The organism is Amycolatopsis acidicola, from assembly GCF_007713735.2.
In the GTDB taxonomy this organism is placed as follows: Bacteria; Actinomycetota; Actinomycetes; order Mycobacteriales; family Pseudonocardiaceae; genus Amycolatopsis_E; species Amycolatopsis_E acidicola.
Genome location: NZ_VMNW02000005.1, coordinates 82,660 through 105,748, shown reverse-complemented (window position 1 = coordinate 105,748; position 23,089 = coordinate 82,660). Strand labels below are relative to the sequence as shown.

At 69.3% G+C, this 23,089-nt stretch carries 20 protein-coding genes; 8 read left to right on the top strand and 12 right to left on the bottom strand.

What is annotated here, in order from left to right; genetic code table 11:
* Window positions 1-97: 97 nt before the first annotated feature.
* From FPZ12_RS05700 to FPZ12_RS05675, 6 genes are read left to right on the top strand one after another with little or no spacing between them, the layout of a single operon-like run.
* Window positions 98-1,105: a LacI family DNA-binding transcriptional regulator gene (locus FPZ12_RS05700; protein WP_166462587.1), complete on the top strand. Its 1,008-nt coding sequence runs from the start codon at window positions 98-100 to the stop codon at window positions 1,103-1,105.
* A 42-nt stretch (window positions 1,106-1,147) separates the two neighbouring features.
* Window positions 1,148-2,437 (top strand): MFS transporter, encoded by a 1,290-nt coding sequence (locus FPZ12_RS05695; RefSeq protein WP_166462586.1) that lies wholly within the window; start codon window positions 1,148-1,150, stop codon window positions 2,435-2,437.
* On the top strand, window positions 2,427-3,629 hold the full coding sequence (locus FPZ12_RS05690; protein WP_144746097.1) for a CaiB/BaiF CoA transferase family protein: 1,203 nt from the start codon (window positions 2,427-2,429) through the stop codon (window positions 3,627-3,629). The genes FPZ12_RS05695 and FPZ12_RS05690 overlap by 11 nt, the downstream gene beginning before the upstream one ends.
* Window positions 3,629-4,531: an HpcH/HpaI aldolase/citrate lyase family protein gene (locus tag FPZ12_RS05685; RefSeq protein ID WP_144746098.1), complete on the top strand. Its 903-nt coding sequence runs from the start codon at window positions 3,629-3,631 to the stop codon at window positions 4,529-4,531. The genes FPZ12_RS05690 and FPZ12_RS05685 overlap by 1 nt, the downstream gene beginning before the upstream one ends.
* Before the next feature lie 19 nt (window positions 4,532-4,550).
* On the top strand, window positions 4,551-5,906 hold the full coding sequence (locus FPZ12_RS05680) for an LLM class flavin-dependent oxidoreductase (protein WP_243769683.1): 1,356 nt from the start codon (window positions 4,551-4,553) through the stop codon (window positions 5,904-5,906).
* 35 nt (window positions 5,907-5,941) lie between these two features.
* The gene (locus tag FPZ12_RS05675) at window positions 5,942-9,088 is read left to right on the top strand and encodes an ATP-binding protein (RefSeq protein ID WP_144746099.1); all 3,147 of its coding nucleotides are present in this window, start codon (window positions 5,942-5,944) and stop codon (window positions 9,086-9,088) included.
* Here the strand turns inward: FPZ12_RS05675 and FPZ12_RS05670 are convergent.
* From FPZ12_RS05670 to FPZ12_RS05660, 3 genes are read right to left on the bottom strand one after another with little or no spacing between them, the layout of a single operon-like run.
* Complete coding sequence (locus FPZ12_RS05670) at window positions 9,072-9,815, bottom strand: ABC transporter permease (RefSeq protein WP_144746100.1); 744 nt, start codon at window positions 9,813-9,815, stop codon at window positions 9,072-9,074. The two genes, FPZ12_RS05675 and FPZ12_RS05670, sit on opposite strands and share 17 nt — an antisense overlap.
* Window positions 9,812-10,741 (bottom strand): ATP-binding cassette domain-containing protein, encoded by a 930-nt coding sequence (locus FPZ12_RS05665; protein ID WP_144746101.1) that lies wholly within the window; start codon window positions 10,739-10,741, stop codon window positions 9,812-9,814. The genes FPZ12_RS05670 and FPZ12_RS05665 overlap by 4 nt, the downstream gene beginning before the upstream one ends.
* Window positions 10,742-10,795: 54 nt before the next feature.
* The gene (locus FPZ12_RS05660; RefSeq protein WP_144746102.1) at window positions 10,796-12,022 is read right to left on the bottom strand and encodes a cytochrome P450; all 1,227 of its coding nucleotides are present in this window, start codon (window positions 12,020-12,022) and stop codon (window positions 10,796-10,798) included.
* Between the two features lie 529 nt (window positions 12,023-12,551).
* Between FPZ12_RS05660 and rho the strand changes: the two genes are divergently transcribed.
* Window positions 12,552-13,604 carry a transcription termination factor Rho gene (gene rho, locus FPZ12_RS05655; protein ID WP_144746103.1) on the top strand — a complete coding sequence of 351 codons (1,053 nt, stop codon included), beginning with the start codon at window positions 12,552-12,554 and terminating at the stop codon, window positions 13,602-13,604.
* Window positions 13,605-13,607: 3 nt separating this feature from the next.
* Here rho and FPZ12_RS05650 read toward each other — a convergent pair whose 3' ends face one another.
* Window positions 13,608-14,408, bottom strand: coding sequence for an enoyl-CoA hydratase/isomerase family protein (locus FPZ12_RS05650; RefSeq protein ID WP_144746104.1), 801 nt, complete (start codon window positions 14,406-14,408; stop codon window positions 13,608-13,610).
* A 153-nt stretch (window positions 14,409-14,561) separates the two neighbouring features.
* On the opposite strand from FPZ12_RS05650, the gene FPZ12_RS05645 reads away from it, so the two are divergent.
* Window positions 14,562-15,296, top strand: coding sequence for an SDR family NAD(P)-dependent oxidoreductase (locus FPZ12_RS05645; protein WP_144746105.1), 735 nt, complete (start codon window positions 14,562-14,564; stop codon window positions 15,294-15,296).
* Between the two features lies 1 nt (window position 15,297).
* Here FPZ12_RS05645 and FPZ12_RS05640 read toward each other — a convergent pair whose 3' ends face one another.
* From FPZ12_RS05640 to FPZ12_RS05605, 8 genes are all read right to left on the bottom strand, one after another.
* The gene (locus FPZ12_RS05640; RefSeq protein WP_144746106.1) at window positions 15,298-15,930 is read right to left on the bottom strand and encodes a TetR/AcrR family transcriptional regulator; all 633 of its coding nucleotides are present in this window, start codon (window positions 15,928-15,930) and stop codon (window positions 15,298-15,300) included.
* 91 nt (window positions 15,931-16,021) lie between these two features.
* Window positions 16,022-16,501, bottom strand: coding sequence for a VOC family protein (locus FPZ12_RS05635; RefSeq protein ID WP_144746107.1), 480 nt, complete (start codon window positions 16,499-16,501; stop codon window positions 16,022-16,024).
* A 64-nt stretch (window positions 16,502-16,565) separates the two neighbouring features.
* The gene (locus FPZ12_RS05630) at window positions 16,566-17,573 is read right to left on the bottom strand and encodes a sugar phosphate isomerase/epimerase family protein (RefSeq protein ID WP_144746108.1); all 1,008 of its coding nucleotides are present in this window, start codon (window positions 17,571-17,573) and stop codon (window positions 16,566-16,568) included.
* Complete coding sequence (locus tag FPZ12_RS05625) at window positions 17,570-18,637, bottom strand: Gfo/Idh/MocA family protein (protein ID WP_208025760.1); 1,068 nt, start codon at window positions 18,635-18,637, stop codon at window positions 17,570-17,572. Before FPZ12_RS05625 ends, FPZ12_RS05630 begins: the two co-directional genes overlap by 4 nt.
* On the bottom strand, window positions 18,634-19,812 hold the full coding sequence (locus tag FPZ12_RS05620; RefSeq protein WP_144746110.1) for a lactonase family protein: 1,179 nt from the start codon (window positions 19,810-19,812) through the stop codon (window positions 18,634-18,636). The genes FPZ12_RS05625 and FPZ12_RS05620 overlap by 4 nt, the downstream gene beginning before the upstream one ends.
* Entirely contained in the window at window positions 19,809-20,930 is a 1,122-nt protein-coding gene (locus FPZ12_RS05615; RefSeq protein ID WP_208025759.1) for a sugar phosphate isomerase/epimerase family protein, read from the bottom strand. The genes FPZ12_RS05620 and FPZ12_RS05615 overlap by 4 nt, the downstream gene beginning before the upstream one ends.
* On the bottom strand, window positions 20,930-21,394 hold the full coding sequence (locus FPZ12_RS05610; protein ID WP_144746111.1) for a C-glycoside deglycosidase beta subunit domain-containing protein: 465 nt from the start codon (window positions 21,392-21,394) through the stop codon (window positions 20,930-20,932). The genes FPZ12_RS05615 and FPZ12_RS05610 overlap by 1 nt, the downstream gene beginning before the upstream one ends.
* Before the next feature lie 19 nt (window positions 21,395-21,413).
* Entirely contained in the window at window positions 21,414-23,084 is a 1,671-nt protein-coding gene (locus FPZ12_RS05605; protein WP_144746112.1) for a GMC oxidoreductase, read from the bottom strand.
* Window positions 23,085-23,089 lie beyond the last annotated feature (5 nt).

Below are 23,089 nucleotides of genomic sequence, written 5' to 3'. Positions count from 1 at the left end.
GTTACGGGGCGATGTAAACGTTTACATCGCCCTTTGAAAACCTTTACATCACAGCGAAGGCTTGACAATGACCGCTCAGCCGAGACGTGCCGGGTCAGTGGGCGTCGTCGATCTCGCCCGGGATCTTGGGGTGTCGACGGCGACGGTTTCCCGCGCGCTCAACGGAAGTACCGCCGTCCGGCCCGAGCTGGCGGAGCGGATCCGGGCCTACGCCGAGTCCCGGGGGTACGTCGCGAACCGGCTGGCCAGGGCGTTGTCGGCCAACACCAGCAGGGCGTTCGTCGGGTTCGTCATCCCGTACGTCGACACGCCCGCCTACTCCGCCGTCGCCGCGGAGTGCGCGCGGCTGCTCTCCACCGACGGCACGCAGATGATCCTGACAGTCACCGGCAACGACCCCGAGCAAGAACTGCGCCAGCTGCGCGAGCTGGTCGCGAGCCGCATCGCCGGGCTGGTCATCTCTCCCACCACCGGCGTGCTCGACGAAACACGCCGGCTGCTCGGCGGGTTGCCTGTGGTGGAGCTGCACCGCGCGTCCGGGATCGAGGCGCCGGGCGTGTTCAGCGACGACGAGCAGGTGATGGTCGAGAGCGTGTTGCACCTCGCCGCGCTCGGGCACACGTCGATCGGCTACCTGGGCACGCCCGAGGAACTGTCCAACGGCGCCGTCCGGCTGCGCGGGATCCGGCGCGGGATGGTGCTCGCGGGGCTCGATCCGGAGCGGATGGAAACCCGGCTCGTCGAGCCGACGAAAGAAAACGGCTACGCGGCAGCGGAAAGCCTGCTTACCACGGGGATCACGGCACTGGTCGTCGGTGGTGGCTCGCTGTCGGTCGGCACGGCGCAGGCGGTGTGGGCGGACGGGCGGCGCGTGCCGGAGGATCTTTCCCTTGTGGTGTATGGCGATCCTCAGTGGTTCGCGCTGGCGAACCCGCCGCTGACCACGATCCAGGTGGACTACGCCGGACTCGCCCGCCGCGCCGCCGAGCTGCTCATCGAGGGCTTGGACGCCCGCCACTCCGGCGCCGCGGGCCCGAGCCCCGGCGCACACCTCGTCGCCCCGCGCCTGCTCCCGGCCGGGTCGACGGCACCACCGCAGAACTGAGCGAAACCGTCCGGGCACAACGAAGTGCGAGGAGGAAGCACAGTGAAGGATCACCGCCGATGGCTGGTCGCGACGTTCGTCCTGATCATCACGGCCATCGCCTACATCGACCGCGTCAACCTCTCGATCGCCGCGCCGATCCTGACCAAGGAGTTCCACACCAACGCCGCGGTGATGGGCCTCCTGCTCTCCAGTTTCACCTGGACCTACACCCTGTTCAACCTGCCGGCGGGGATGCTCGTCGACCGCATCCAGGTGCGCGTGCTGTATTCGCTCGCGTTGCTCGTGTGGGCGGTGTCGAGTTTCCTCACCACGCTCGTGCGCTCGGCGGGCGCATTGTTCGGCCCTCGACTGTTGCTGGGCATCGGCGAAGCGCCGTTCGCCCCGGCGGCGATCCGGACGCTGGCGGACTGGCTGCCGAAATCCGACCGCGCCACCGGCAGCAGCATGTTCATCTCGGGCGTCGCGCTCGGTTCGGCGGTCGGCCCGCCCATCCTGGCCTACCTGGTGAGCGGGTTCGGCTGGCAGAGCGCCTTCATCGCCACCGGCGTGCTTTCCTTGCTGGTAGCGGTGATCTGGTACGCGTGGTACCGCAACCCGCTCGACGACAAGAAACTTTCCGAGCGCGAGCGGCAGCTGATCCTGCGCGACCAGGAACCGCCGAAGCAGGACGGCCGGGCGCCGTGGGGTGAAATCGTCCGGCACCGCGACATCTGGGCGATCACCGGCGGCTACTTCTGCCTGCTCTACATTCTCTACACCTTCATCACCTGGCTGCCGAGCTATCTGGTGCAGGACCGGCACATGACGGTGCTCCACTCCGGCTTCGCGACGTCGATCCCGTGGACGGTCGCCTTCTTCTGCGGCATCCTCGGCGGGCGGCTCTCGGACTTCGCGCTGCGGCGCGGAGTGTCCACTTTGAACGCCCGCAAGATCGTGCTGGTGGGCGGGATGATCGCGGCGCTGGCCATCGTCGGCACCGCGCTCGCGTCGTCCTCGGCGCTCGCGATCGCCTGCCTGTCGATCTCGACGGCGGGCATCATCACCGCCAACGGCGCGGTCTGGGCGGCAACCCAGGACGTCATGCGCGCCCTGAACCTGACCGGCTCGGCCACGGGTTTCGTGAACGCGATCGGCAACGTCGGCGGCATCCTCGGGCCGATCGTCACCGGCGCCGTCGCCTACGCCACCGGTTCCTTCCTCGCGCCGCTCGGGCTCGCGGCCCTGCTCGCGCTCATCGGGGCGCTGGCGTGGGGATTCGGCATGCGGAGCACACCACGCACCCGCGTGGCGGCCGCGGACGTTGTTCTGGAGGGCAGGAATGAGCGGTGAAACCAGGCCACTGGCGGGGCTGAAGGTGATCGACGCCGCCTCGCTGGCGGCGGGCCCGCTGGTGGCGACGTGGCTCGGCGAGTTCGGCGCCGACGTGACCAAGATCGAGCAGCCGGGTTCCGGTGACCCGGTGCGCCAGTGGGGCGCGCAGCGCGACGGCGTCGGGCTGATGTGGAAGAGCCTGGGGCGCAACAAGAAGTCCGTCACCCTGAACCTCCGGCTGCCGGAGGGACGCGCGCTGCTGCGACGGCTGGTGGCCGACGCCGACGTCCTGGTGATCAACCTCCGTCCGTCCACATTGCACAGATGGGAGCTGGACCACCCGCGCCTCGCGGAGCTCAACCCAGGGCTGGTCATGGTGCACGTCACCGGGTTCGGCGCCGGTGGCCCGAAGAGCGACCGGCCCGGGTTCGGCACGCTGGGTGAGGCGATGAGCGGGTTCGCCCACCTCACCGGCGAACCCGACGGGCCGCCGACACTCCCCTCGTTCATGCTCGCCGACGGGGTCGCGGCGCTCAACGCGACCTACGCGGTGATGATGGCGCTCTACCATCGCGACGTCCACAATGGACCCGGCCAGCTCATCGACGTGAACCTCGTCGAGCCGCTGGCGCGGCTGATCGAGCAGCCGGTGCTGACCCGCGACCAGCTCGGCACGGTGCCGGGACGTACCGGAAACCGTTGGGACATCAGTGCTCCGCGCAACGTGTACCGCACGAAGGACGGGCACTGGCTGGCGATGTCGGGCAGCGCGCCGACCATCGCGATGCGGGCGCTGCGCGCGGTCGGCCGGGCCGATCTCACCACCGATCCGCGGTTCGCCGAGGCGCAGCAACGGCTTCGCAACGCGGCGGAGATCGACCGGGTCGTGGCGGACTGGGTGGCCGAGCGCACGCTCGACGACGCGATGGCGGTGTTCGAGGAGGCCGAGGTCGCGGCCGCCCCGGTGTACAACGCCGAACAGCTCGTCGCCGACGAACATCTCGCCGCCCGCGGCGTGTTCCCCCGGATCCCGGACGACGAGCTGGGCTCGATGACCGTGCAGGCGCCGGTGCCCCGGCTTTCGGCGACACCGGGCGGGATCGACCACCTCGGCCCGCGGATCGGGGAGCACAACGACGAGGTGTATCGCGGGCGGCTCGGCCTCGGCGACGCCGAACTCGCGGAACTGAGCGAAAAAGGAGTGATCTGATGATCCGGCCGCGGCGGTCCGAACTCGCCACGCCCGCCAGCAACGAGTGGATGTTCGCGAAGTCCGCGGCCTCCGGGGCGGACCTGGTGTTCCTCGATCTGGAGGACGCCTGCGCCCCGGCGGAGCGGGAGAAATCCCGCGGCAAAGCCGCGAAAGCGTTGCGGGAGCTGGACTGGGGCGCCACGACGCGGGCGATCCGGATGAACGGCGTCGACACCCGCTGGGCGCACGGCGACGTCATCGAAGTGGTCACCGAAGCACGCGAAGCACTCGACGTGATCATCGTGCCGAAGGTCCGCCGCGCGCGTGACGTGTGGTGGGTCGACGTCCTGCTGACGCAGCTGGAGGAAACACTCGGGCTGGAAAAGCGGATCGGGCTCGAAGTCCTCATCGAGGAGACCGAAGGGCTGGAGAACGTCGGCGAGATCGTGCGCGCGAGCGATCGCCTGGAGGCCGTGATCTTCGGCGCCGGTGACTTTTCGGCCTCGCAGGGCGCGCGCGTGGACACCAACTTCGACCCGTTCGTCGACTATCCCGGGGATCTGTGGCACTACGCGCGGGCGCGGGTGATCGTGGCCGCGCGCTCCGCGGGGATCGACGCCATCGACGCGCCGTTCCCGAACTACCGGGATCCCGACGCGTACCGCACGGCGTGCGACCGCGCCGCGGCGATGGGATACGTCGGCAAATGGGCCATCCATCCGTCCCAAGTGGACATCGCGAACGCGGCCTTCGCGCCGACGCCGGAAGAAATCGAACACGCGCGCCGGCTGGTCGCCGCCTACCGCGAGGCGGAGGCACAGGGCCGTGGCGCGACGGCGCTCGACGGAATGCTCGTCGACGCCGCGCATCTGCGCCACGCCGACACGGTCGCCCGTACCGCCGATCTGCTCGGACTGTGAATTCCCCAAGGAGGCAACGATGAACCGCCCGGACTCGATGACGCTCGTCGGCTTCATGCAGGCGTCGAACGTGACCGTCTACTCGGGATCGTGGCGCTACCCGAGCGCCGCGCCGGACTACCTGGATCTGCGGTACTACCAGCGGATCGCGCGGGTGCTCGAGGAGGGCACCTTCGACCTGATGTTCTTCGACGACCGGCTGGCGATGCCGTCGATCTACGGGAACTCCCCCGGCGAAGCCGTCCGCTACGGCGCCCGCCCGATCAAGCTGGACCTCACCGCGGTGCTCGGCGCGGCCGCCGCGGCGACCTCGCATCTCGGCCTCGGCGCCACCTATTCGACCACCTACTATCCGCCGTTCCACGTCGCGCGCGCCTTCGCGACGCTGGACCACCTCTCCGGCGGCCGGGCCGCGTGGAACGTCGTCACCTCGGTCAACGACTCCGAGGCCCGCAACTACGGGATCGGGGAGCACCTCGGGCACGACGAGCGCTACGACCGCGCCGAGGAGTTCATCGAGGTGGTCGGCAAGCTCTGGGATTCCTGGGAGGACGGCGCGATCCTCGGCGAGCGCGAGACCGGTATCTTCGCCGACCCGGGCAAGGTGCACGAGCTGGACCATCGCGGCCGGTACTTCTCGGTCCAGGGCCCGCTGACCGTGCCGCGCCCGCCGCAGGGCAGGCCGCCGATCATCCAGGCGGGGCAGTCCGGCCGCGGCCGGAAGTTCGCCGCGCGCTGGGCGGATCTGATCTTCACCGCGGACCCGGATCGCGAGATCGCGCTCGAGCACTACCGCGAGCAGAAAGAACTCGTGGCCGCCGAAGGCCGCGACACCGAGAAGGTGCGGCTGCTGCCGATGGCCTACACGATCGTCGGCGAGACCGAGACGATCGCCAAGGAGAAGGAGGCGGTGTTCCTCGACCAACTCGTGCACCCGATGGCGTCGCTCACCCTGCTCTCGGAGGTGATGAACCACGACTTCTCCGGGCATTCCCTCGACGATCTGGTCACCGACGAGCTGATCAACTCCGTGACCGGGATGCGCGGGCTGGTGCAGGGCGTGAAACGGCACGTGGGTGACCAGCCGCTGACGCTGCGCACACTCGCCGGGCACCGCGCGACCCTGTTGCAGGGGCCGCGGTTCGTGGGCACCGGCGCGCAGGTGGCGGACCAGATGCAGGACTGGTTCGAATCCCGCTCGTGCGACGGTTTCGTCATCGCGGCCACGCACCTGCCCGGTGCCTTCGAGGATTTCGTCCGGCTGGCCGTGCCGGAGTTGCGCAAGCGCGGCATCTTCCGCGACGCGTACACCGGGAAAACGCTGCGGGAGAACCTCGGGCTCGCGCGGCCCGCGAGCTGCTTCAGCGCAGGCTGACGAGGTCCGCCGCTCGTCCGTGCCAAAATCGAAGGGTGCAGATCGGATTGCTCGGACCGTTCGAGGTCCGCACGGACGACGGCGCCTTCGCCGACGTGCCGGGCGCGCGGTTGCGCGGGCTGCTGATCGCTCTCGCGCTGGAGCCGGGGCACGTGGTCCCGAAGGCCACCCTCGTCGACTGGATCTGGGGTGAGCGTCCACCGGCCGACGCGACGAATGCCTTGCAGCGCTTGGTTTCCCGGCTGCGGAAGGTGTTGCCCGAAGGCGCGGTCGATGGGCAGCCGGATGGCTACCGGCTGCGGTCGGAGCCCGAAGCCGTCGACGCCGTGCGGTTCGAGCGCCTGGCCGCCCGCGCCCGCACGATCGAGGGCCCGCAACGGATCCGGCTGCTGCGCGAGGCCCTCGGTTTGTGGCGGGGTGCGGCGATGCAGGACATCGGGTTGCCGGACAGCGCGGCGCTCGACGCGGCGGTCACCCGGCTCGAAGGGCTGCGCCTGACCGCGCTGGAGGACAGGTTCGACGCGGAGCTGAACCTCGGCAACGAGGCGGAGGTCGTCGCGGAGCTGACCGATCTCGTGGCCGCGAACCCGGTGCGGGAAAAGCTCGTCGCCGCGCTGATGCGGGCGCTCGCCGCGACGGGCCGGGACAACGAGGCGCTGCTCGTGTACCAGCGCACGAGGGAGGCGCTGGCCGACGCGCTGGGCGTCGACCCGTCGCCGGAGCTGTCCGCGTTGCACGTCGCGCTGCTGCGGGGCGAGCTGAGGCGGCGGGAGGAGAGCCGGAAGACCAACCTGCGCGCGGAACTGACCAGTTTCGTCGGCAAGGACGCCGACGTCGCCGCGGTCCGCGAGCTCGTCGCCGAACACAGGCTGACCACGGTCATCGGGCCCGGAGGCTCCGGGAAAACCCGGCTCGCCACGGAAACCGCCCGCACCCTGCTCGACGATCTGCCCGACGGCGCCTGGTTGGTGGAACTGGCCGTGCTCGGCCCGGACAACGAAACGACGAGCGCGGACAACATCGCGCAGTCGACGCTCACCGGGCTCGGCCTCCGTGACGCGCTGCTCGGCGAGGAGTCGCACGCGGAGCTGACGGACCGGCTCATCGCCGCGATCCGCGACCGGGAAACGTTGCTGGTTCTGGACAACTGTGAGCACGTCATCGAGTCGGCGGCGAAGTTCGCGCACCGGGTTCTCGGGGAATGCCGCCGCCTGCGGATCCTCGCCACGAGCCGGGAGCCGCTCGGGATCACCGGCGAGGCGCTGTGGCCGGTCGAGCCGCTCGCCGTCCCGGCAGGCGACGCGGCTCCGGCCGAGATCGAGTCCTCCCCCGCGATCCGGCTCCTGCGGGACAGGGCAGGCGCGGTGAGCCGGAATTTCGCGGCCGACGCCGGCACGCTGTCGACGATGGTGCGCGTCTGCCGGGCGCTCGACGGGATGCCGCTGGCGATCGAACTGGCCGCGGCCCGGCTGCGCACCATGTCGATCGACCAGCTCGCGGACCGGCTCGACGACAGGTTCCGGCTGCTGACGAGCGGGAGCCGCACCGCGCTGCCCCGGCATCGCACGCTGCGCGCGGTGGTCGACTGGAGCTGGGAGCTGCTCACCGAAGCGGAACGCGCTGTGCTGCGCGGGCTTTCGGTGTTCTCCGGCGGCGCGAGCCTGGAAGCGGCCGAGCGCGTCTGCGCCGGTCAAGCGCCGCAGGTGCTCGAACTGCTCACCGCGCTGGCCGAAAAATCCTTGCTGGTAGCGGAACACTCGGGCGTCCCGCGATACCGGATGACCGGCACGATCAAGGAGTACGCGCGCCATCGGCTGGAGGAAGCCGGGGAGTCGGAGCCGGCGCGCCAGGCGCATCTCGCATATTTCACCGAGCTGGCCGAAACGGCGGAGCCACGTCTTCGCCGCGCGGACCAGGTGCAGTGGCTCGCCACACTGGAAACCGAACACGACAACCTCGCCTCCGCGATGCGCGGGGCGCTCGCCGCGGGCGAGGCGCGGGAAGCGATGCGACTCGCCGCGGGCGCGGGCTGGTACTGGTGGCTCGGCGGGCACCGCAACGAGGGCCTGGAGCTGATCACCGCGGCCACCCAGTTGCCCGGCGAGGTGAGCGACGGCCTGCGCGCCACCGTGTACGGACTGGTCGCGCACTTCGTCAGCTCCGGCCCGAGCGACGAAAACGAGGCGGCGCACTGGATCCGCCAGGCACACAAGTACAGCGTCGGCGCTGAATCCCGGCATCCGCTGATGGGGTTCATCGTCCCGCTGGAACGCATGCTGACCGCGCCCGAGGAGGTGCTGCCCGCGCTCGAAGCGTTGCTGGACAACGAAGATCCGTGGGCACGCGCGCTGGCCCGGCTGCACCTCGGCAAGATGCGGATCATCACCGGCCGGGGCGGGCCGGAGGCGGAGGCGTACCTCGAAACGGCGCTCGGCGAGTTCCGCGCGCTCGGTGAGCGGTTCGGGATTTCGTTCGCACTGACCGAACTCGCGGACCGGATCGCGACGCGCGGCGAGTTCGCCCGCGCGATCGCGTACTACGACGAGGCCATCGCGCCCCTCACCGAAATCGGCTCGGCCGACGACATCATCCCGCTCCGGGCGCGGCAGGCCCAGCTTTTCTGGCTGCTGGGCGAAAAAGACGCCAGCGCGGCCACGATGGCCGACGCCGGGCGTTACGCGGAAGGGGTCACCTGGCCCGGCGCGCTGGCCATCCTGGCCCTGTCGAAGGCGGAACTCGCCCGCTGGCGCGGCGACGCCCCCGAGGCGCGCCGACAGCTCGCCACCGCGACAACGCTACTGGGCGAGGAAGCGGAACATCCGCATATCCGTGCCATAGCACAGGATCTGCTCGGCTACCTCACCGACGATCTGGCCGAAGCCCGCGCGCATCGCGAGGCGGCCTGCCGGGCGGCGGCCGAGGCCGGCTACCCGCCTCGCATCGCGCAAGCGCTCGTCGGGGTGGCGGATCAGGCGTTGCGGCATGACCAGTACGAGCAAGCCGCGCGGCTGCTCGCGGCCGGTGCCGCCCTGCGTGGGGTGCAGGACCTGTCGCACCCGGACGTGCCGCGGATCGAGCAGGCCGTCCGGAGCCGCCTCGGCAGCGAGGGGTATGCCGAGGCGGCTCGCGAAGGAGCGTCGACGAGCTGGGGCCGGCTCGTCGAGGTCACGCTCGCTTCTTGAACGTGGACAACGCCCAGACGTAGCCCACGATCGTGATCCCGAGGCACCACGCGACGGCGGCGATCGCGTGCCCGGCCGTCGGCGTGCCGGTCAGCAGCCCGCGCAGGGTTTCGATGATCGGCGTGAAGGGCTGGTACTCCGCGAACTGCCGGATGCCGGGTTTCATCGTCTCCGCGGGCACGAACGCCGTGCTGAGGAACGGCAAAATGACCAGCGGCACGACGGCCAGCCCCGCCGATTCCACGGTCTTCGAGAACAGGCCCAGCGCGACCGTGAGCCAGCTCGCCGCGAAACCGGTCAGCGCGACGAGCCCGATCACGGCCAGCCAGTCGGCGAAACTCGCGGACGGGGAGAACCCGATCAGGAAGGCCACCGCGACGAGCGCCGCGACGGCGATCAGGATCCGCAGCGTGGTGGCGACGGCGTGCCCGGTCAGCACGGCGCCGCGGGACACGTCCATCACCTTGAACCGGTTGATGATCCCCTTCGTCATGTCGGAGTTCACCGCCGTCGCGGTCGCGCCCAGCCCGTAGCAGATCGTCATCACGATCAGCCCCGGTGTCGCGTAGTCGACGTAGTCCACGCCGACGGCGAAGGCGCCGCCGAAGATGAAGACGAACATCAGCATCATCACGATCGGCAGCAGCACCGAGTTGAACACCGTGATCGGGTACCGGATGCTGTGCTTGAAGTTGCGCCGCAACATGATCGTCGCATCGCTGCTCATGCGGTCACCTCCGCGCTCGCGCGCCCGGTCAGCGCGAGGAAGACATCGTCGAGATCCGGTGTGTGCACGGAGAATTCCTCGGCTTCGAGCGCGTTTTCGCCGAGCCGGTCCAGCAGGGACCGCAGTGCTTTCGAACCGCCGTCGCCGGGCACGCGCAAGGAAAGCTCGTCGTCGTCCCGGGTGGCGTCGGCGAAAATCCGGGCCGCCGCGTCGAGGGTGGCGAAGTCGGCGAACCGGAGCCGGACGTGGCTGCCGGGGATCTGGCGCTTGAGCTCCTCGGAGGTGCCCTGCGCGACAAGGTGGCCATGGTCGAGCACCGCGATGCGGTCCGCGAGCTGATCGGCCTCGTCGAGGTACTGGGTGGTGAGGAAGATCGTGACGCCGTCGGCCACCAGCTCGCGGACGATCGCCCACATCGTGCGCCTGCTGCGGGGATCGAGCCCCGTCGTCGGCTCGTCGAGGAAGATGATCCGCGGGTCGCCGACCAGGGTCATCGCCAGATCCAGTTTCCGCCGCATCCCACCGGAATAGGCCGACACCAGCTTCGTGCCGGCGTCCGCCAGTTCGAACCGCTCCAGCAACGGGGCCACCACGCGCCTGCTCACGCGTTTGAGGTCCGCCATCAGTTCGAGGTTTTCCCGGCCCGTCAGCAGCTCGTCCACGGCCGCGAACTGTCCGGTCACCCCGAGCACGGCGCGCACGGCCCTGGTTTCGGTGGCGACGTCGTGCCCGGCCACCCGCACCGTCCCGGCGTCGGCCTTCTGCAAGGTGGTCAGCACGTTCACCGTCGTCGTCTTGCCCGCCCCATTGGGGCCGAGCAGGGAAAAGACCGTGCCCATACGGACCTCGAAATCGATGCCGTCGAGCACGGTCTTGTCCCCGTACGCTTTCCGCAGTCCGGAGACCGCGATCGCTGAACTCGTCATGCGGTCAGCATCGGTGTCCCGGCCGCCACGGCCCTGACACCGCTCTGACACGGCTCAGTCCGCCGTGTCGGTCCAGGTGACCGGGAGCTCGTGGACGCCGTAGATGTTCATGTCCGTCCGGAGCTTCACCTCGTCCACGGGGACGGCGAGGGCGAGCGTCGGGAAACGGCGCAGCAGCCCGCCGAACCCGGCGCGCATCTCGATGCGGGCCAGCTGCTGGCCGAGGCATTGGTGGACGCCGTGGCCGAACGCCGTGTGCCCGCGGGCGTTGCGGTGGATGTCCAGCGTGCCGGCGTCCTCGAAGCGCTCGGGATCGCGGCTGGCGGCCAGCAATGAGACCACGACGGTCGACCCCTTGGTGATCGTCTCGCCGCCGATCTCGACGTTCTCCGTGGCGTAGCGGAAGAAGATGTCCGCGACGGCAAGGTAGCGCAGGAGCTCCTCGACGGCACCGGGCAACAGCTCCGGGTCCGCGCGCAGCTCGGCGGCCTGTTCGGGGTGCTCCAGCAACGCGAGAGTGCCCAGCGACAGCATGTTCGCGGTCGTCTCGTGGCCCGCGAGCAGCAGCAGGAAGGCGATCCCGGTCAGCTCGTCGACGCCGAGGTCCTCCTGGCGGGCCAGGTCGGACAGGATGTCCTCGCCGGGCTCCGCGCGCTTGCGGGTGACCAGCTCGCCGAGATAGCTGTTCAGCGCGCCGAACGCGCCCATCTTCTCCTCGATGGTCTGGTCCTTGACCATGAACTGCGCGGAGTTGGCCTGGAAGTCCGCCCGGTCCTCGTACGGGACGCCGAGCAGTTCGCAGATCACCAGCGAGGGCACCGGGAGCGCGAACTCCTTGACGAGGTCGACCGGCGGGGTCAGCTTCGCCAGCTCGTCCAGCTGCCGTTCGACGATCTCGGCGATGTGCTCTTCCAGCTGCTTCATCCGCCGGACGGTGAAGGTGCCGGTGAGCTTGCGGCGCAGCCGGGTGTGCTCCGGCGGGTCCATCGCGATGAACAGGCCCGGCAGCTGCGGGGACGGCTCGGTGGGCGCGGGCATGCCGGGGGTTTCGTACGGCACGTGCACCACGCCGAGGTCCTGGCGGGAGCTGAATCTGGTGTCGGCCAGCACCTGGCGGACGGCGTCGTACCCGGTGACCAGCCAGCCGTCGTGGCCGTCGGGGAAGGCCAGCGGGCTGACCGGGCGGGCGTCGCGGAGCTGCGTGACCCGGCGGGGCGGGTCGAAGGGGCCCGAGTCGCGCTCCATCGGGAGCCCCTGCGGGACGGGAACGGTCTGCGTCACCGGATTTTCCTTTCGTGGTGGTTGTCTCGACCACACACTGGCTCACCGTGCTGACACGGTGCTGACACGCGCCTGTCAGGCAGTTCGGCCAGGCGCGTGTTGGCCGCTCCCGTCCACGTCTTGGCCGCTCCCGTCGACGCGTTGGCCCCTCCCGTCGACGCGTTGGCGTTTGGCGAGGGTGTGTTGGCCCCTTGGCCTCGTGATGGATCCCCCCGCATCGGCCAACTCACCAACGGGAACGCCAACACGTCGACGGGAACGGCCAACTCACGAGCGGGAACGGCCAACATGCCGACTGGGGCGGCAAAGATGGCGGGCGGGAACAATCCGGCGCCCGCGTCTGTTGGACATGCAGGAAGCCGGTACTTGTCGGCATCGACCGCCTGAGCTATCCTGCACTTGATCCGCACGGATGTCGGCCCAGCCGCCCGGCGAGATCTCTCTTCACCCCCGCGAACCCGGTTCGAGGGTTCGTTCGTTCCGGCGATCCGCGCACGCGTCGATCGCCCTTCCTCTCTGGAGTTCACCCATGTACCAAGGAATTCTCGATATCCGTGGCAAAACGGCCACTGTGGACGGCAGAACCGTCCCGTTTGGACTCGTCCGCGCGCACGATCTGCGCCGCGGCGACGAAATCGTCGTGGAGGACGAAGAGCTGGTCCTCCTCAACGGCGCCGCGCCGGTGCGCGAGCGCCCGGTTTTCGAAAAGCTCACGCCCCTGCACCCCGAAGAGCGGCTGGTGCTGGAGACCACCCGCGAAAGGCTCACCACCCGGGTGCTCGACCTCGTCGCGCCGATCGGCAAGGGCCAGCGCGCGCTCGTCGTCGCGCCGCCGCGCACGGGGAAAACCTCTGTGCTGCAAGCGATCGCGCAGGGCGTCGCGGCGAACCATCCGTCCGTGCACCTCATGGTGCTGCTCGCCGACGAGCGGCCCGAGGAGGTCACGGAGATGCAGCGCACCATCCACGGCGAGGTGATCGCCTCGACGTTCGACCGCAAACCCGCCGAGCACACGGCGGTGGCCGAGCTGGCCGTCGAACGCGCCAAGCGGCTGGTCGAATCGGGCCGCGACGTCGTGCTGCTGCTCGATTCGCTGACCCGCCTCGGCCGCGCGTACAACCTCGCCGCCCGCGCTTCGGGCCGCATCCTCTCCGGCGGTGTCGACGCCAGCGCGCTACACCCGATGAAGAAGATCCTGGGCGCGGCCCGCAACATCGAAGGCGGCGGCTCCCTCACCATCATCGCCACCGCGCTCGTCGGCACGGGTTCCCTTGCGGACACGGTGTTCTTCGAGGAACTGAAGAGCACGGGCAACTCGGAACTGCGCCTCGACCGCACCCTCGCCGACCACCGGGTGTTCCCGGCGATCGACCTGTTCGCCTCCGGCACGCGCCGCGACGAGCTGCTCGTGCCGCCCGCCGAGCTGGCCGTGCTGGCCGAAGTCCGGCGGGCGCTGTCGAGCCACGAGCCGAAGCGTGCCGCCGAGCAGTTCCTGGAGCAGGTCCGCACCACGAAGTCGAACGCGGAGTTCGTCGCGCGGGTTTCGGCTTCCCTCAGCGCACCGTCGACTCTGGCGGCATGACCATCACTTCTGCGTGGACGGGAAGCGCGGCGCCCGCTTCTCCCGCAGCGCGGTGTAGCCCTCGATCACGTCCGGGCCCATGAAGGTGAGCATTTCGTAGGCGGCCGACTGGTCGAACGTCGGGCCCGCGGTGCGCAGCCAGTTGTTCAGCGAACGCTTCGTCAGCCGGATCGCGTGCTGGGCGCCGGTGGCGAGCGTGTCCGCGACGCGCAGCGCCTCGTCCAGAACCTGTTCGCGCGGCAGGGCTTTCGCCACCAGTCCGACGCGCTCGGCGTCCGCCCCGGTGATCATTTCGCCGGTGAGCAGGTAATAGCGCGCCTTCGCCATTCCGGCCAGCAACGGCCAGATGATCGCCGCGTGGTCCCCCGCGGCCACGCCGAGTTTCACGTGCCCGTCCCCGATCTTCGCGTCCTCGGCGGCGATGGCGACGTCGGCGAGCAGCGCCGCGACGGTGCCCGCGCCGACCGCGACCCCGTTGATCGCCGAGATGATGGGCTTGTCGCAGTTGATGATGTTGTAGACCAGGTCGCTCATCTCGTCGAGCATGTGCGAGACCCGGTCGTAGTCCCCCGCCATCCGCTCGACCATCGCCAGGTCACCGCCGGCGGAGAACGCCTTGCCCGCGCCGGTGATCACCGCGACGCGGGTCTCCTGGTCGGCCGCGACGTCCTTCCACACCCTGGCGAGCTCGCCGTGCATCTGCTCGTCGGCCGCGTTGTACTTGTCCGGCCGGTCCAGCGTGATGAGCAGGACCCCGTTGTCGCGGCGGGAAAACGTCAGCTGCTGGTAGTCCTCGAAACCCATGGTCAGGCCCTCCGGTCGGTCGCGTCGCTGCTCTCGCAGTCAACCACACCTACGGGTTCCCGACCAGTCAGGATGAAATTTGACTCATGGGTTGAAAAAATGCCCTCCGGCTGAGTACCGTGCTGGGGAAGTGCTCAGCGAGGAGGCAACGCAGTGGAACTCGACGACAAGGTGGCCGTGGTGACCGGCGCCGCGTCCGGCATCGGCCGCGCCATCGCGGCGACCCTGGCCCGTGCGGGCGCGACGGTCGCGGCCGTGGACCGCGACGCCGAAGGGCTCGCCGAAACGGTCCGCGCCATCGGCGGCACGGCTCATCAGGCGGATCTGTCCGACGCGCAGGCGATTCAAACGCTGCGTGACGAGGTGATCGCCGCGCACGGCCTGCCGGGCGTGATCGTGAACGCGGCCGGGTTCGACCGGGTCGAGCCGTTCATGGACAACGACGACGCGCTCTGGGAAGCACTGGTGGCGGTCAACTTCCTGGGCCCGGTCCGGCTCACGAAGGCCCTGCTGGAGCCGATACTCGCCGAACAGGCCACCACGAAGATCGTCAACATCGCGAGCGACGCCGGCCGGGTCGGCAGCCTCGGCGAGACCGTCTACGCCGGCACCAAGGGCGGGTTGATCTCCTTCACGAAGTCGCTGGCGCGCGAAATGGCGCGGTACAAGATCAACGTCAACTGCGTCTGCCCCGGCCCGACGGACACCCCGCTGTTCGCGACGCTGCCGGACAAGGTGCGCGACGGGCTGGTGCGCGCCATCCCCTTCCGCAGGCTCGCGCAGCCGGAAGAGATCGCCGACGCCGTGCTGTTCTTCGCCTCCGACCGCGCGAACTACGTGACCGGTCAGGTGCTGAGCGTCAGCGGCGGACTCACCATGGCGGGCTGAGTCACGCTTCGAGGCTGAACATGCGCGCTGCGGTGCTCACCACCGCTTCGCGCAGTTCGGCCTTTTTCCTCGACGGGAGCGACGGCCGCAACCACAGCGTGGACTGGTTCAACACCCCGTGCAGGCAGTGCAGCGCCACCGCCGGATCGGGGCAGTCGAACTCGCCCGCGGCGACCCCCGCGCCGACCACGCGCCGGAAGACGGCGTCGTGCCTGCGGCGGCTGTCCTTGATGACCCCTTCGAACGCCTCGGGCCAGCTCTTCGGCCACGAGAACAGCGTCGCGACCTCGGGCGCGGTCTCGGTGAGGACACGCACCTGCTCGCGGATGAGCACGCGGAGCTGCTCAAGGTGGCTTTGCTCCCGCACCTCGTCCAGTGCCGCTTCGAGCCGCTCGGTGACCTCCACGGTCAGCCCTTCGAGGACCGCCGCGACGAGCTCGTCCTTACCGGAGAAGTAGTGGTACAGCGTGGCTTTCGCGATGTCCGTCTGCTCGGCGACGTCCTCCAGGTTCATGCCCTGGTAGCCGTACTCCGACAGCAGTCTCGTGGCGGTGCGCACGATCTCGGCCTTGCGCCTGTCCCGCCGCCGCTCGACACGGCTGGATTCCTTGGGCGCGGCGGACGTCTTGGCCACAGGGCAGTCGCTTTCCTTCGCGGACCGGAAAACGCCAGTGTAGCGGGATTCGACCCATGGGTCTTGTTTTCGACTCTCCGTCCAGCTGGTTTCACGGACCGGCCCGCTCGCGGCGGGCGGCCGTGGCTTCGGCGTCGTCCACCCGCCGGATCTCGGGGTCTTCGACGCCGGTGTGGTGCTGGGTGGTGTAGAAGCGGATCTCGTGGCCGTCGGGGTCGTGGGTCTCGGGCAGGATCCAGCCGATCGTCGCGAAATGCACGCCGGCGTGGCTGTCGCCGAACCCGGTCAGCCGCTCGGCCAGCGCCTCGATCGCCTCCTTCGTCGGCACTCCGATCGAGAAGTAATCGAACCCGGCGGCCGCCGCGGCGCGCTCCGGGTCCAGCCGCAACGCGAGCATCGGGCCGCCGCTGGGGTGGGTCATCGCGAGGCCCATGACCTCGCCGTGTTCGGTGAACTCGGTGGTGACCCGGTACCCCAGCCGCGACTCGTACCAAGCCCGGGAGCGGCCGAGATCGCTGACCGGGAGCTTGAGGTGGTGGACCCCGTCGAGGACGGGGGCGTCATCGGTCATGTCGTCCTCCACGCACTGGTGCAGTCAGCGTGCATTCGGTGCGCGCGGGCGTCAATCCCGGTGTTCAGTCGCGGTGGCTGAAGGCTGCGTCGAATCGTGCGGTGGGTGTTTTCCACAGCAGGGAGCGCACGAACTTGACCGCTTCGGCCGCGCCTTGCAGGCGTTCCATTCCGGCGTCTTCCCATTCGACCGAAATCGGTCCGGTGTAGCCGATGGCGCGTAGCGCGCGGAAGGCGTCTTCCCAGGGCACGTCGCCGTGGCCGGTGGAGACGAAGTCCCAGCCGCGGCGGGGGTCGCCCCAGGGTAGGTGTGAGCCGAGCGCGCCGGCTCGGCCGTTGGGTGGGCGGAGCCGGGTGTCTTTGCAGTCGACGTGGTAGATGCGGTCGCGGAAGTCCCAGATGAACCCGACCGGGTCGAGGTGCTGCCACATCATGTGGGAGGGGTCCCAGTTGAACCCGAACGCGGCACGGTGCCCGATCGCGTCGAGGGTGCGGACGCTGGACCAGTAGTCGTAGGCGATCTCGCTGGGATGTACCTCGTGCGCGAACCGCACGCCCTCGGCGTCGAACACGTCCAGGATCGGGTTCCAGCGGCGCGCGAAGTCCTCGTAGCCGGCGTCGATGACCGATTCCGGCACAGGCGGGAACATCGCCACGTACGGCCAGATCTTCGACCCGGTGAACCCGACCACCGTGTCCACCCCGAGCTGCCGCGCGACCTGTGCGGTCAGGGTCAGTTCCTTCGCCGCGCGCTGCCGCACGCCCTCGCCGTCCCCGTCCCCCCACACGCGCGGGCGCACGATGGCCTCGTGCCGGAAGTCGATCGGGTCGTCACACACGGCCTGCCCGGTGAGGTGGTTGGAAATCGCGAACAACCTCAGCCCGTGCTGCTCCAGGATCCGGCGGCGGCCGTCGAGATAGCCGGGCTCCTCCACCGCCCGCCACACATCCAGATGATCACCCGAGCAGGCCAGTTCGAGCCCGTCATAGCCCCATTCCGCCGCCAGCTTCGCGACCTGCTCAAGCGGCAGATCCGCCCACTGCCCGGTGAACAGCGTGACCGGCTGGTTCATGATTCCTCCTTCACTGCCACCCACTGACCCGAGCGGGCGGACTCGATCACCGCGTCGACGATCCGCGCCGAGCGGACCCCGTCGGCGAACGTCGGCAGCCCGTCCCGGTGCTCACCCCCGATCACCGCGTAGGTGTCGGCCACGAAATTCTCGAAACACTGCGCATACCCCTGCACATGCCCGGGCGGCAACGACGACAACCGCCGCTGCTCGCCCGACCCCCGCCCGGGATCGCGCGCCAGGATTTCCGCCGACGCCTCCGAACCCAGCCACACCGTTTCCGGGTTCTCCTGATCGAACACCGCCGACCGCGACGCCCCATCGAACTCGAACCACAACCGGTTCTTCCGCCCGGCCGCCACCTGCGACACCGTCACCGACCCCAGCACACCCGAGACCGTCCGGAACACCACGGTCGCCGCGTCCTCGGTGTCCACCTTCCCGCCCGCACGCTCCGGCACCGTGATCGCCGTCGCCGCGGTCACCGACTCGATCCGTTCCCCTGTCACGAATTCCATCAGGTCACACCAATGCGACCCGATGTCCGCGAACGCCCGCGACGGGCCCCCCGCCGCGGAATCCACCCGCCAACTCGTCGCCGACGGGGACAACAACCAATCCTGCAAATAACTCCCATGCAACAACTGCCAGCGCCCGAACTCCCCCGCCACCACACGCGCCCGGATCTCCCGCACCAGCGGATGAAACCGGTACACGAACGGCACCGTCGCCACCCGCCCCTCAGCCAGCCGCGCCAGCCACTCCGCCGCATCGACACCCACCGCCAACGGCTTCTCACAGATCACGTGGGCACCCGCCGCGACCGCTGCTTCGACGTGCTCGGCGTGCACACCGTTCGGGCTGCAGACATGCACCACATCCGGCGCCAGGACGGCCAGATCCTCCAACGACACCGGCGCGGTCCCCCACCGCGCCGCCACCTCCACCGAACGCTCCGGCGTCGACGCCATCGCGCCAACCACCTCCGCACCCGCCAGCAATGCGGCCCGCCGGTGTACCTCACCGATCATTCCGGTCCCGAGGATGGCAGCTCGAACAGTCATGGCAGCTCCGCGAAAGCGACGAAGGATGGCTCGGCGACAGCGACTGTCGCGAGTGGACGGAGACGGCATTCCTCCGCGTCGACGGCGAAGGAGCGGACGAGGCCCGCCGGCCGGTCGGCGAGCAGGAGGAAACTCCCGGACGGGTCGAAGGCGAAGCTTCGCGCCGCGACCCCGGGGTGCAGCGACCGGGCGAGGGGAACGTGCCCGAGCCGCAGCAACTGTCCATTGTGGTTGGTGTGGAACCAGGCCAGCGAGTCCTCGCCGCGGTTGTTGACGTAGACGAAACCCCCGCGTGGATGGACACGGACTTCGGCGGGTTCGTTGCCGCCGGTGTGTCCGGACGCGACGGTGGACACCCGGTCCAGCAGCCGCAGTTTCCCGGAGGAGGCGTCGAAGTCGAACGAGACCAGCTCGGACGAGAACTCACACGTGACGAAGACGCGCCCGGTGCCGGGTTCGAAGGCGAGATGCCGGGGCCCGGTCTCCTCCTCGAAGCGGTACGTGAACTCCGGCTCCAGCGTGTCGCCGAGCGCGAACACGAAAATCTGGTCGGTTCCCTTGTCACACACCAAAACGTGGCGCCCGGAGGGGTCGATCACCGCGCAGTGCGCGTGCGGGCTCGCCTGCGCGTGCCCGCCGGCCTGCGGCGAGCCGTTGGGATCCTTGCCATGACCGGAAAACACGTGGAGGTCCCGGATTTCGCCGAGGCTGCCGTCGTCTTCCAGTCCGTAGAGGATGACCGTGGAGTCGTCGTAAAGGTACTCGACGTCCCACCCGCCCTCCGGCGTGCGCACGACGCGTTCGACGTGCTCGAAATCCCCGTGGTTGGCCGTGACGAGCACCTTCCCCGCCTCGTCCGCGCACAGGAACGTGGGCCGGGGCCCGGGCGCGCGCCGCGCATTGAGCCACGTCAGGCTGCCGTCGCCCTGGTCGACGGTGAACGCGTGCACGCTCGCCGCGGGCTCCACCGGGCCCCGGCCGTCGTTCTTGCGCTCGTCGACCGCATACAGCGTGCCGCCGACGTAGGCGAGATAGCCCGCTTCCTTCGGCTCCCCGACGTGGCTCACCGGGGTCAGAGACCGGCCGTCGCGGCTCACGTCGAGCACCGTGATCCCGCCGCCGTCCCCGGCCGCGTCGCGGTAGGAACCTATGTACGCCACCAGTTTCCCGGTCATGCGAGCAGCCTTCCCAGCATTTCCTGGTGCCTGCGGACCTGGTCCACCTCGCTCATCAGATCCTCGCGGCCGCGGTCCTGGAAGTAGCGCTGTCCCTCGTACTCGGTGTTGATGTAGCCATCGAACCCACCGGCCTTGAGCGCGCCGATCGCGGCCTCGTAGTCGATCGAGGCCTCCTGGAACTGGCCGGGCCTGCCCGGCACGGGCGACATGTTGTTGAACTTGCCATGGACGTGCGTGACGTGCCCGGCGAGCTCGCGCAGCGTGTCGGCCTTGGTGTCCGAAAGCATGATCGCCTCGGCCACCACCACGTAGTCGATCTCCTGCGCGTTCTCCACCAGCTCGTCGGTGTACTTGCGCAGCCCGTGGAAGGTTTCGGTGAACGCCGGATCGCATTCGCCGGTGGTGAGGAAGCGGCGGAAGTCGCCACGCAGGTTCCCGGCGGTACTGAACGACATGTCGACGAACCCGAACGGCGCCTCTCCCCGGCGCAGCTGCCCGGCCAGCTCGACCGACGCCTGGCGGGCGCTCTCCCGCGCCCCACGCCGCCCGAACCACTCCAGCTGCACCTCGGACGGGCGGAACTGGAAGATCCCGAGGTCCGGCACGATCCCCAGGTGCCGGGTCCCGGTGCGCTCCACGACGTCGAGGATTTCGGTGACCTGCTTGCCTTCCAGCGGCATCGGCTGGTGGATCTCCTTGCCCAGCCGGATGTCCAGCTCCTCGGCCAGCGGCAACGCGGACGTCAGCACGTCGATCGGCACGACCGAAAGCACCCGCACGTTCGCGAACCCGAACCGCTTGGCGAGCCGCAGATCGTGGCGCAGCCGGTCCGCGCATTCCTCGATGGACATCACGTGATCGCGGAACTGCAGCACGTCCATCCCGACGTCCATCGCGACCGGCCGGGTGCCGTAGCGCTCCATCCAGCCGAACCACTCGCGCACGAACTCCTCGCCGGGATCGGGGTAGCGCAAGGACATCTCGTCCACGATCTCGATGCCGTCGGCCCCGTCGAGGTGCTCCCCGACCTCCCGGAGCATGCCCTCCAGATCCAGGTCCTTGAAGAACTGGGCCTGCTGGTAGCTGTAGAGCGAAACGCCGCGCTTGATGGCCATCAGTTCTCCTCCTCGTTCAGGGTAAGCGTGTAGGACACGATCTGCGGGGCCTTGTCCGAACCCGCCCCGGAACCGGGCACCGGCGGGTTCTTCACCCATTCCTCGTCCGTGGGCAGATAGCCGTAGGCGGCCAGAACCGATTGCTGGAACCGGATCGTGTGCTCGCCGGGCGCGAGCCCGCCGGGCGCGGCGACGTGCAGGATGCCTTCGTCGTCGTAATCCCAGTGCTCCCACACCGCCGTGCGGATCTCGTCGAAACCGCGCGGCGGCTTACCGTTGATCTCGAAGGACTGCACGGCCGTCGGGTAGTGGACGCCGTCGACCTCGAGGTAGTAACCGTTGTGCAGCGACAGGTACACGCCGCGGTAATTGGCGTTGCGGGCGGCAAGGGAGAAACCCACCACCTTCCCGTCACGCCGGTCGTTGCGCAGGCTGTCCTCGCGGATCAGGAAGTTCTCGAACATCGGTGACTCCTCCCCCCGTTCAGAGCGCGCCGTCGGCGTGCTGCTCGGCGATGTATTCACACGCCCTCGCGGTGAGCGCCATGATCGTCAGCGTGGGCCCCACCGCCCCGTTGGTCACGAACGAGCTCGCGTCGGTGACGAACAGGTTGGGCACGTCCCAGGTCTGGTTGTAGGCGTTGAGCACGGAGGTCTTCGGGTTCGCGCCCATCCGCGCGCCGCCGCATTCGTGGATCGCGGCCCCCATCGCCATGCTCTTCTTGAAGGCCAGCAGGAAGATCGCGCGGCTGATCGGATCGGCCTCCGGCCACACCTTCCGCGAGTCGAGGCCGAGCGCGGAACCCGCGAAGTTGACCCGGTACCCGCTGGCGTTCGCCATCTCGCGCAGGCCCGCGACCTGCGCCCGCATGAGCGCGCGCTCGTTGTCGGTGATACTCAGCCGAACCCGCGGAATCGGGATACCCCAGGCATCCTGGCGCCGCGGATGCAAGGTGATCCGGTTGTCGCGATACGGGAGCATCTCGCCGAACCCCATGAGCCCGACCGTGCCGGGATGGCCGTCGGGGACGGGCATCCTGCCGACCGTGCCCTGCATCGCCCAGCCGTGCGCGAACCGGGTCTCGGTGATCTCGCCGACGTTGTCGAACTGCGGGATGTAGATCCCGCCGACCGGCGGATAGTACGGGTCCGGCGGGGCGGGGTCGATCGTCTCGAACCCCGGGTGCGCCGGATCATCACCGAACAACAGGCTCGGGGTCTGATCCATGAAGTACCGGCCCAGCAACCCGGAGGAGTTCGCCAGCCCGTCAGGGTGGCCATCGGTGCCGGAATTGAGCAGCAGCCGCACCGATTCGATCGTGGACGCGCACAACACCACGACATCGGCGTACACGCGGTGTTCCCGCTTCGTGTGCCGGTCGACGAACACGACCCCGTCCGCCTTGCCGGTCTTCGGGTCGACCGTGACCCGCCGCACGAGCGCGTCGGTGCGCGTGGTCAGCCGGCCGGTCTCCCTGGCGGCGACGATCCCGAGCGGCACCCGGTGCGGGTTCGGCGCCGCGTACCGCCACGGCACCACGTGCCGCCCGGACCAGCGCTCCTCGACGGTGCTCTTGAAGTGTTTCTCGGTCTCGGTCAGCAGCGAAGGGCCCCGGTACTTGCCGTCCGGCAGGTTCTCGATGCCCTCTTCGGTGCCGTAGAGCCCGATGAACTCCTCGACCCGGTCGTAGTACGGCGCGAGATCGGCGTACGAGATCGGCCAGTCCTCACCGCCGAGGCCCATCGTGGCGCCCTTGAACTCGTGGTCCGAGGCCCGCAGCAGCACGCGCCCGTAGGAGTGCAGGCGCCCGCCGAGCTGTTTCCCGCGGATCCACAGGAAATCCCCGCCCTTGCTGGAGTACGGGTGCTGCAGATCGTTGACCAGGAACGGGTTCTTCTGCTCCTGGTACATCGCGCGCCGCGACTGGATGTGCTGACCCTTCAGCATCGCGCGCAGCCGCCCGCCGAGGTCGATGCTCATCGCCGCGGGCGGTTTCGGCGGCTGCGGCACGAAATCGGCCTTGGTGATGTCGCGCCCGGCTTCGAGCAGCAGGACGTCCATCCCGCGCTCGGTCAGCTCCTTGACCGCGATACTGCCCGCGGCGCCGGAACCGACGACGAGCGCGTCGTAGTGCTTTTTCGGTGTAGTGCTCATGATTA

Coding starts and splice junctions, on each gene's coding strand:
- FPZ12_RS05670 (WP_144746100.1), bottom strand. CDS start 9,815: ATGAGCAGCGATGCGACGATCATGTTGCGGCGCAACTTCAAGCACAGC.
- FPZ12_RS05665 (WP_144746101.1), bottom strand. CDS start 10,741: ATGACGAGTTCAGCGATCGCGGTCTCCGGACTGCGGAAAGCGTACGGG.
- FPZ12_RS05635 (WP_144746107.1), bottom strand. CDS start 16,501: ATGACCGATGACGCCCCCGTCCTCGACGGGGTCCACCACCTCAAGCTC.
- rho (WP_144746103.1), top strand. CDS start 12,552: ATGTACCAAGGAATTCTCGATATCCGTGGCAAAACGGCCACTGTGGAC.
- FPZ12_RS05620 (WP_144746110.1), bottom strand. CDS start 19,812: ATGACCGGGAAACTGGTGGCGTACATAGGTTCCTACCGCGACGCGGCC.
- FPZ12_RS05630 (WP_144746108.1), bottom strand. CDS start 17,573: ATGAACCAGCCGGTCACGCTGTTCACCGGGCAGTGGGCGGATCTGCCG.
- FPZ12_RS05685 (WP_144746098.1), top strand. CDS start 3,629: ATGATCCGGCCGCGGCGGTCCGAACTCGCCACGCCCGCCAGCAACGAG.
- FPZ12_RS05625 (WP_208025760.1), bottom strand. CDS start 18,637: ATGACTGTTCGAGCTGCCATCCTCGGGACCGGAATGATCGGTGAGGTA.
- FPZ12_RS05680 (WP_243769683.1), top strand. CDS start 4,551: ATGAACCGCCCGGACTCGATGACGCTCGTCGGCTTCATGCAGGCGTCG.
- FPZ12_RS05610 (WP_144746111.1), bottom strand. CDS start 21,394: ATGTTCGAGAACTTCCTGATCCGCGAGGACAGCCTGCGCAACGACCGG.
- FPZ12_RS05615 (WP_208025759.1), bottom strand. CDS start 20,930: ATGGCCATCAAGCGCGGCGTTTCGCTCTACAGCTACCAGCAGGCCCAG.
- FPZ12_RS05605 (WP_144746112.1), bottom strand. CDS start 23,084: ATGAGCACTACACCGAAAAAGCACTACGACGCGCTCGTCGTCGGTTCC.
- FPZ12_RS05650 (WP_144746104.1), bottom strand. CDS start 14,408: ATGGGTTTCGAGGACTACCAGCAGCTGACGTTTTCCCGCCGCGACAAC.
- FPZ12_RS05690 (WP_144746097.1), top strand. CDS start 2,427: ATGAGCGGTGAAACCAGGCCACTGGCGGGGCTGAAGGTGATCGACGCC.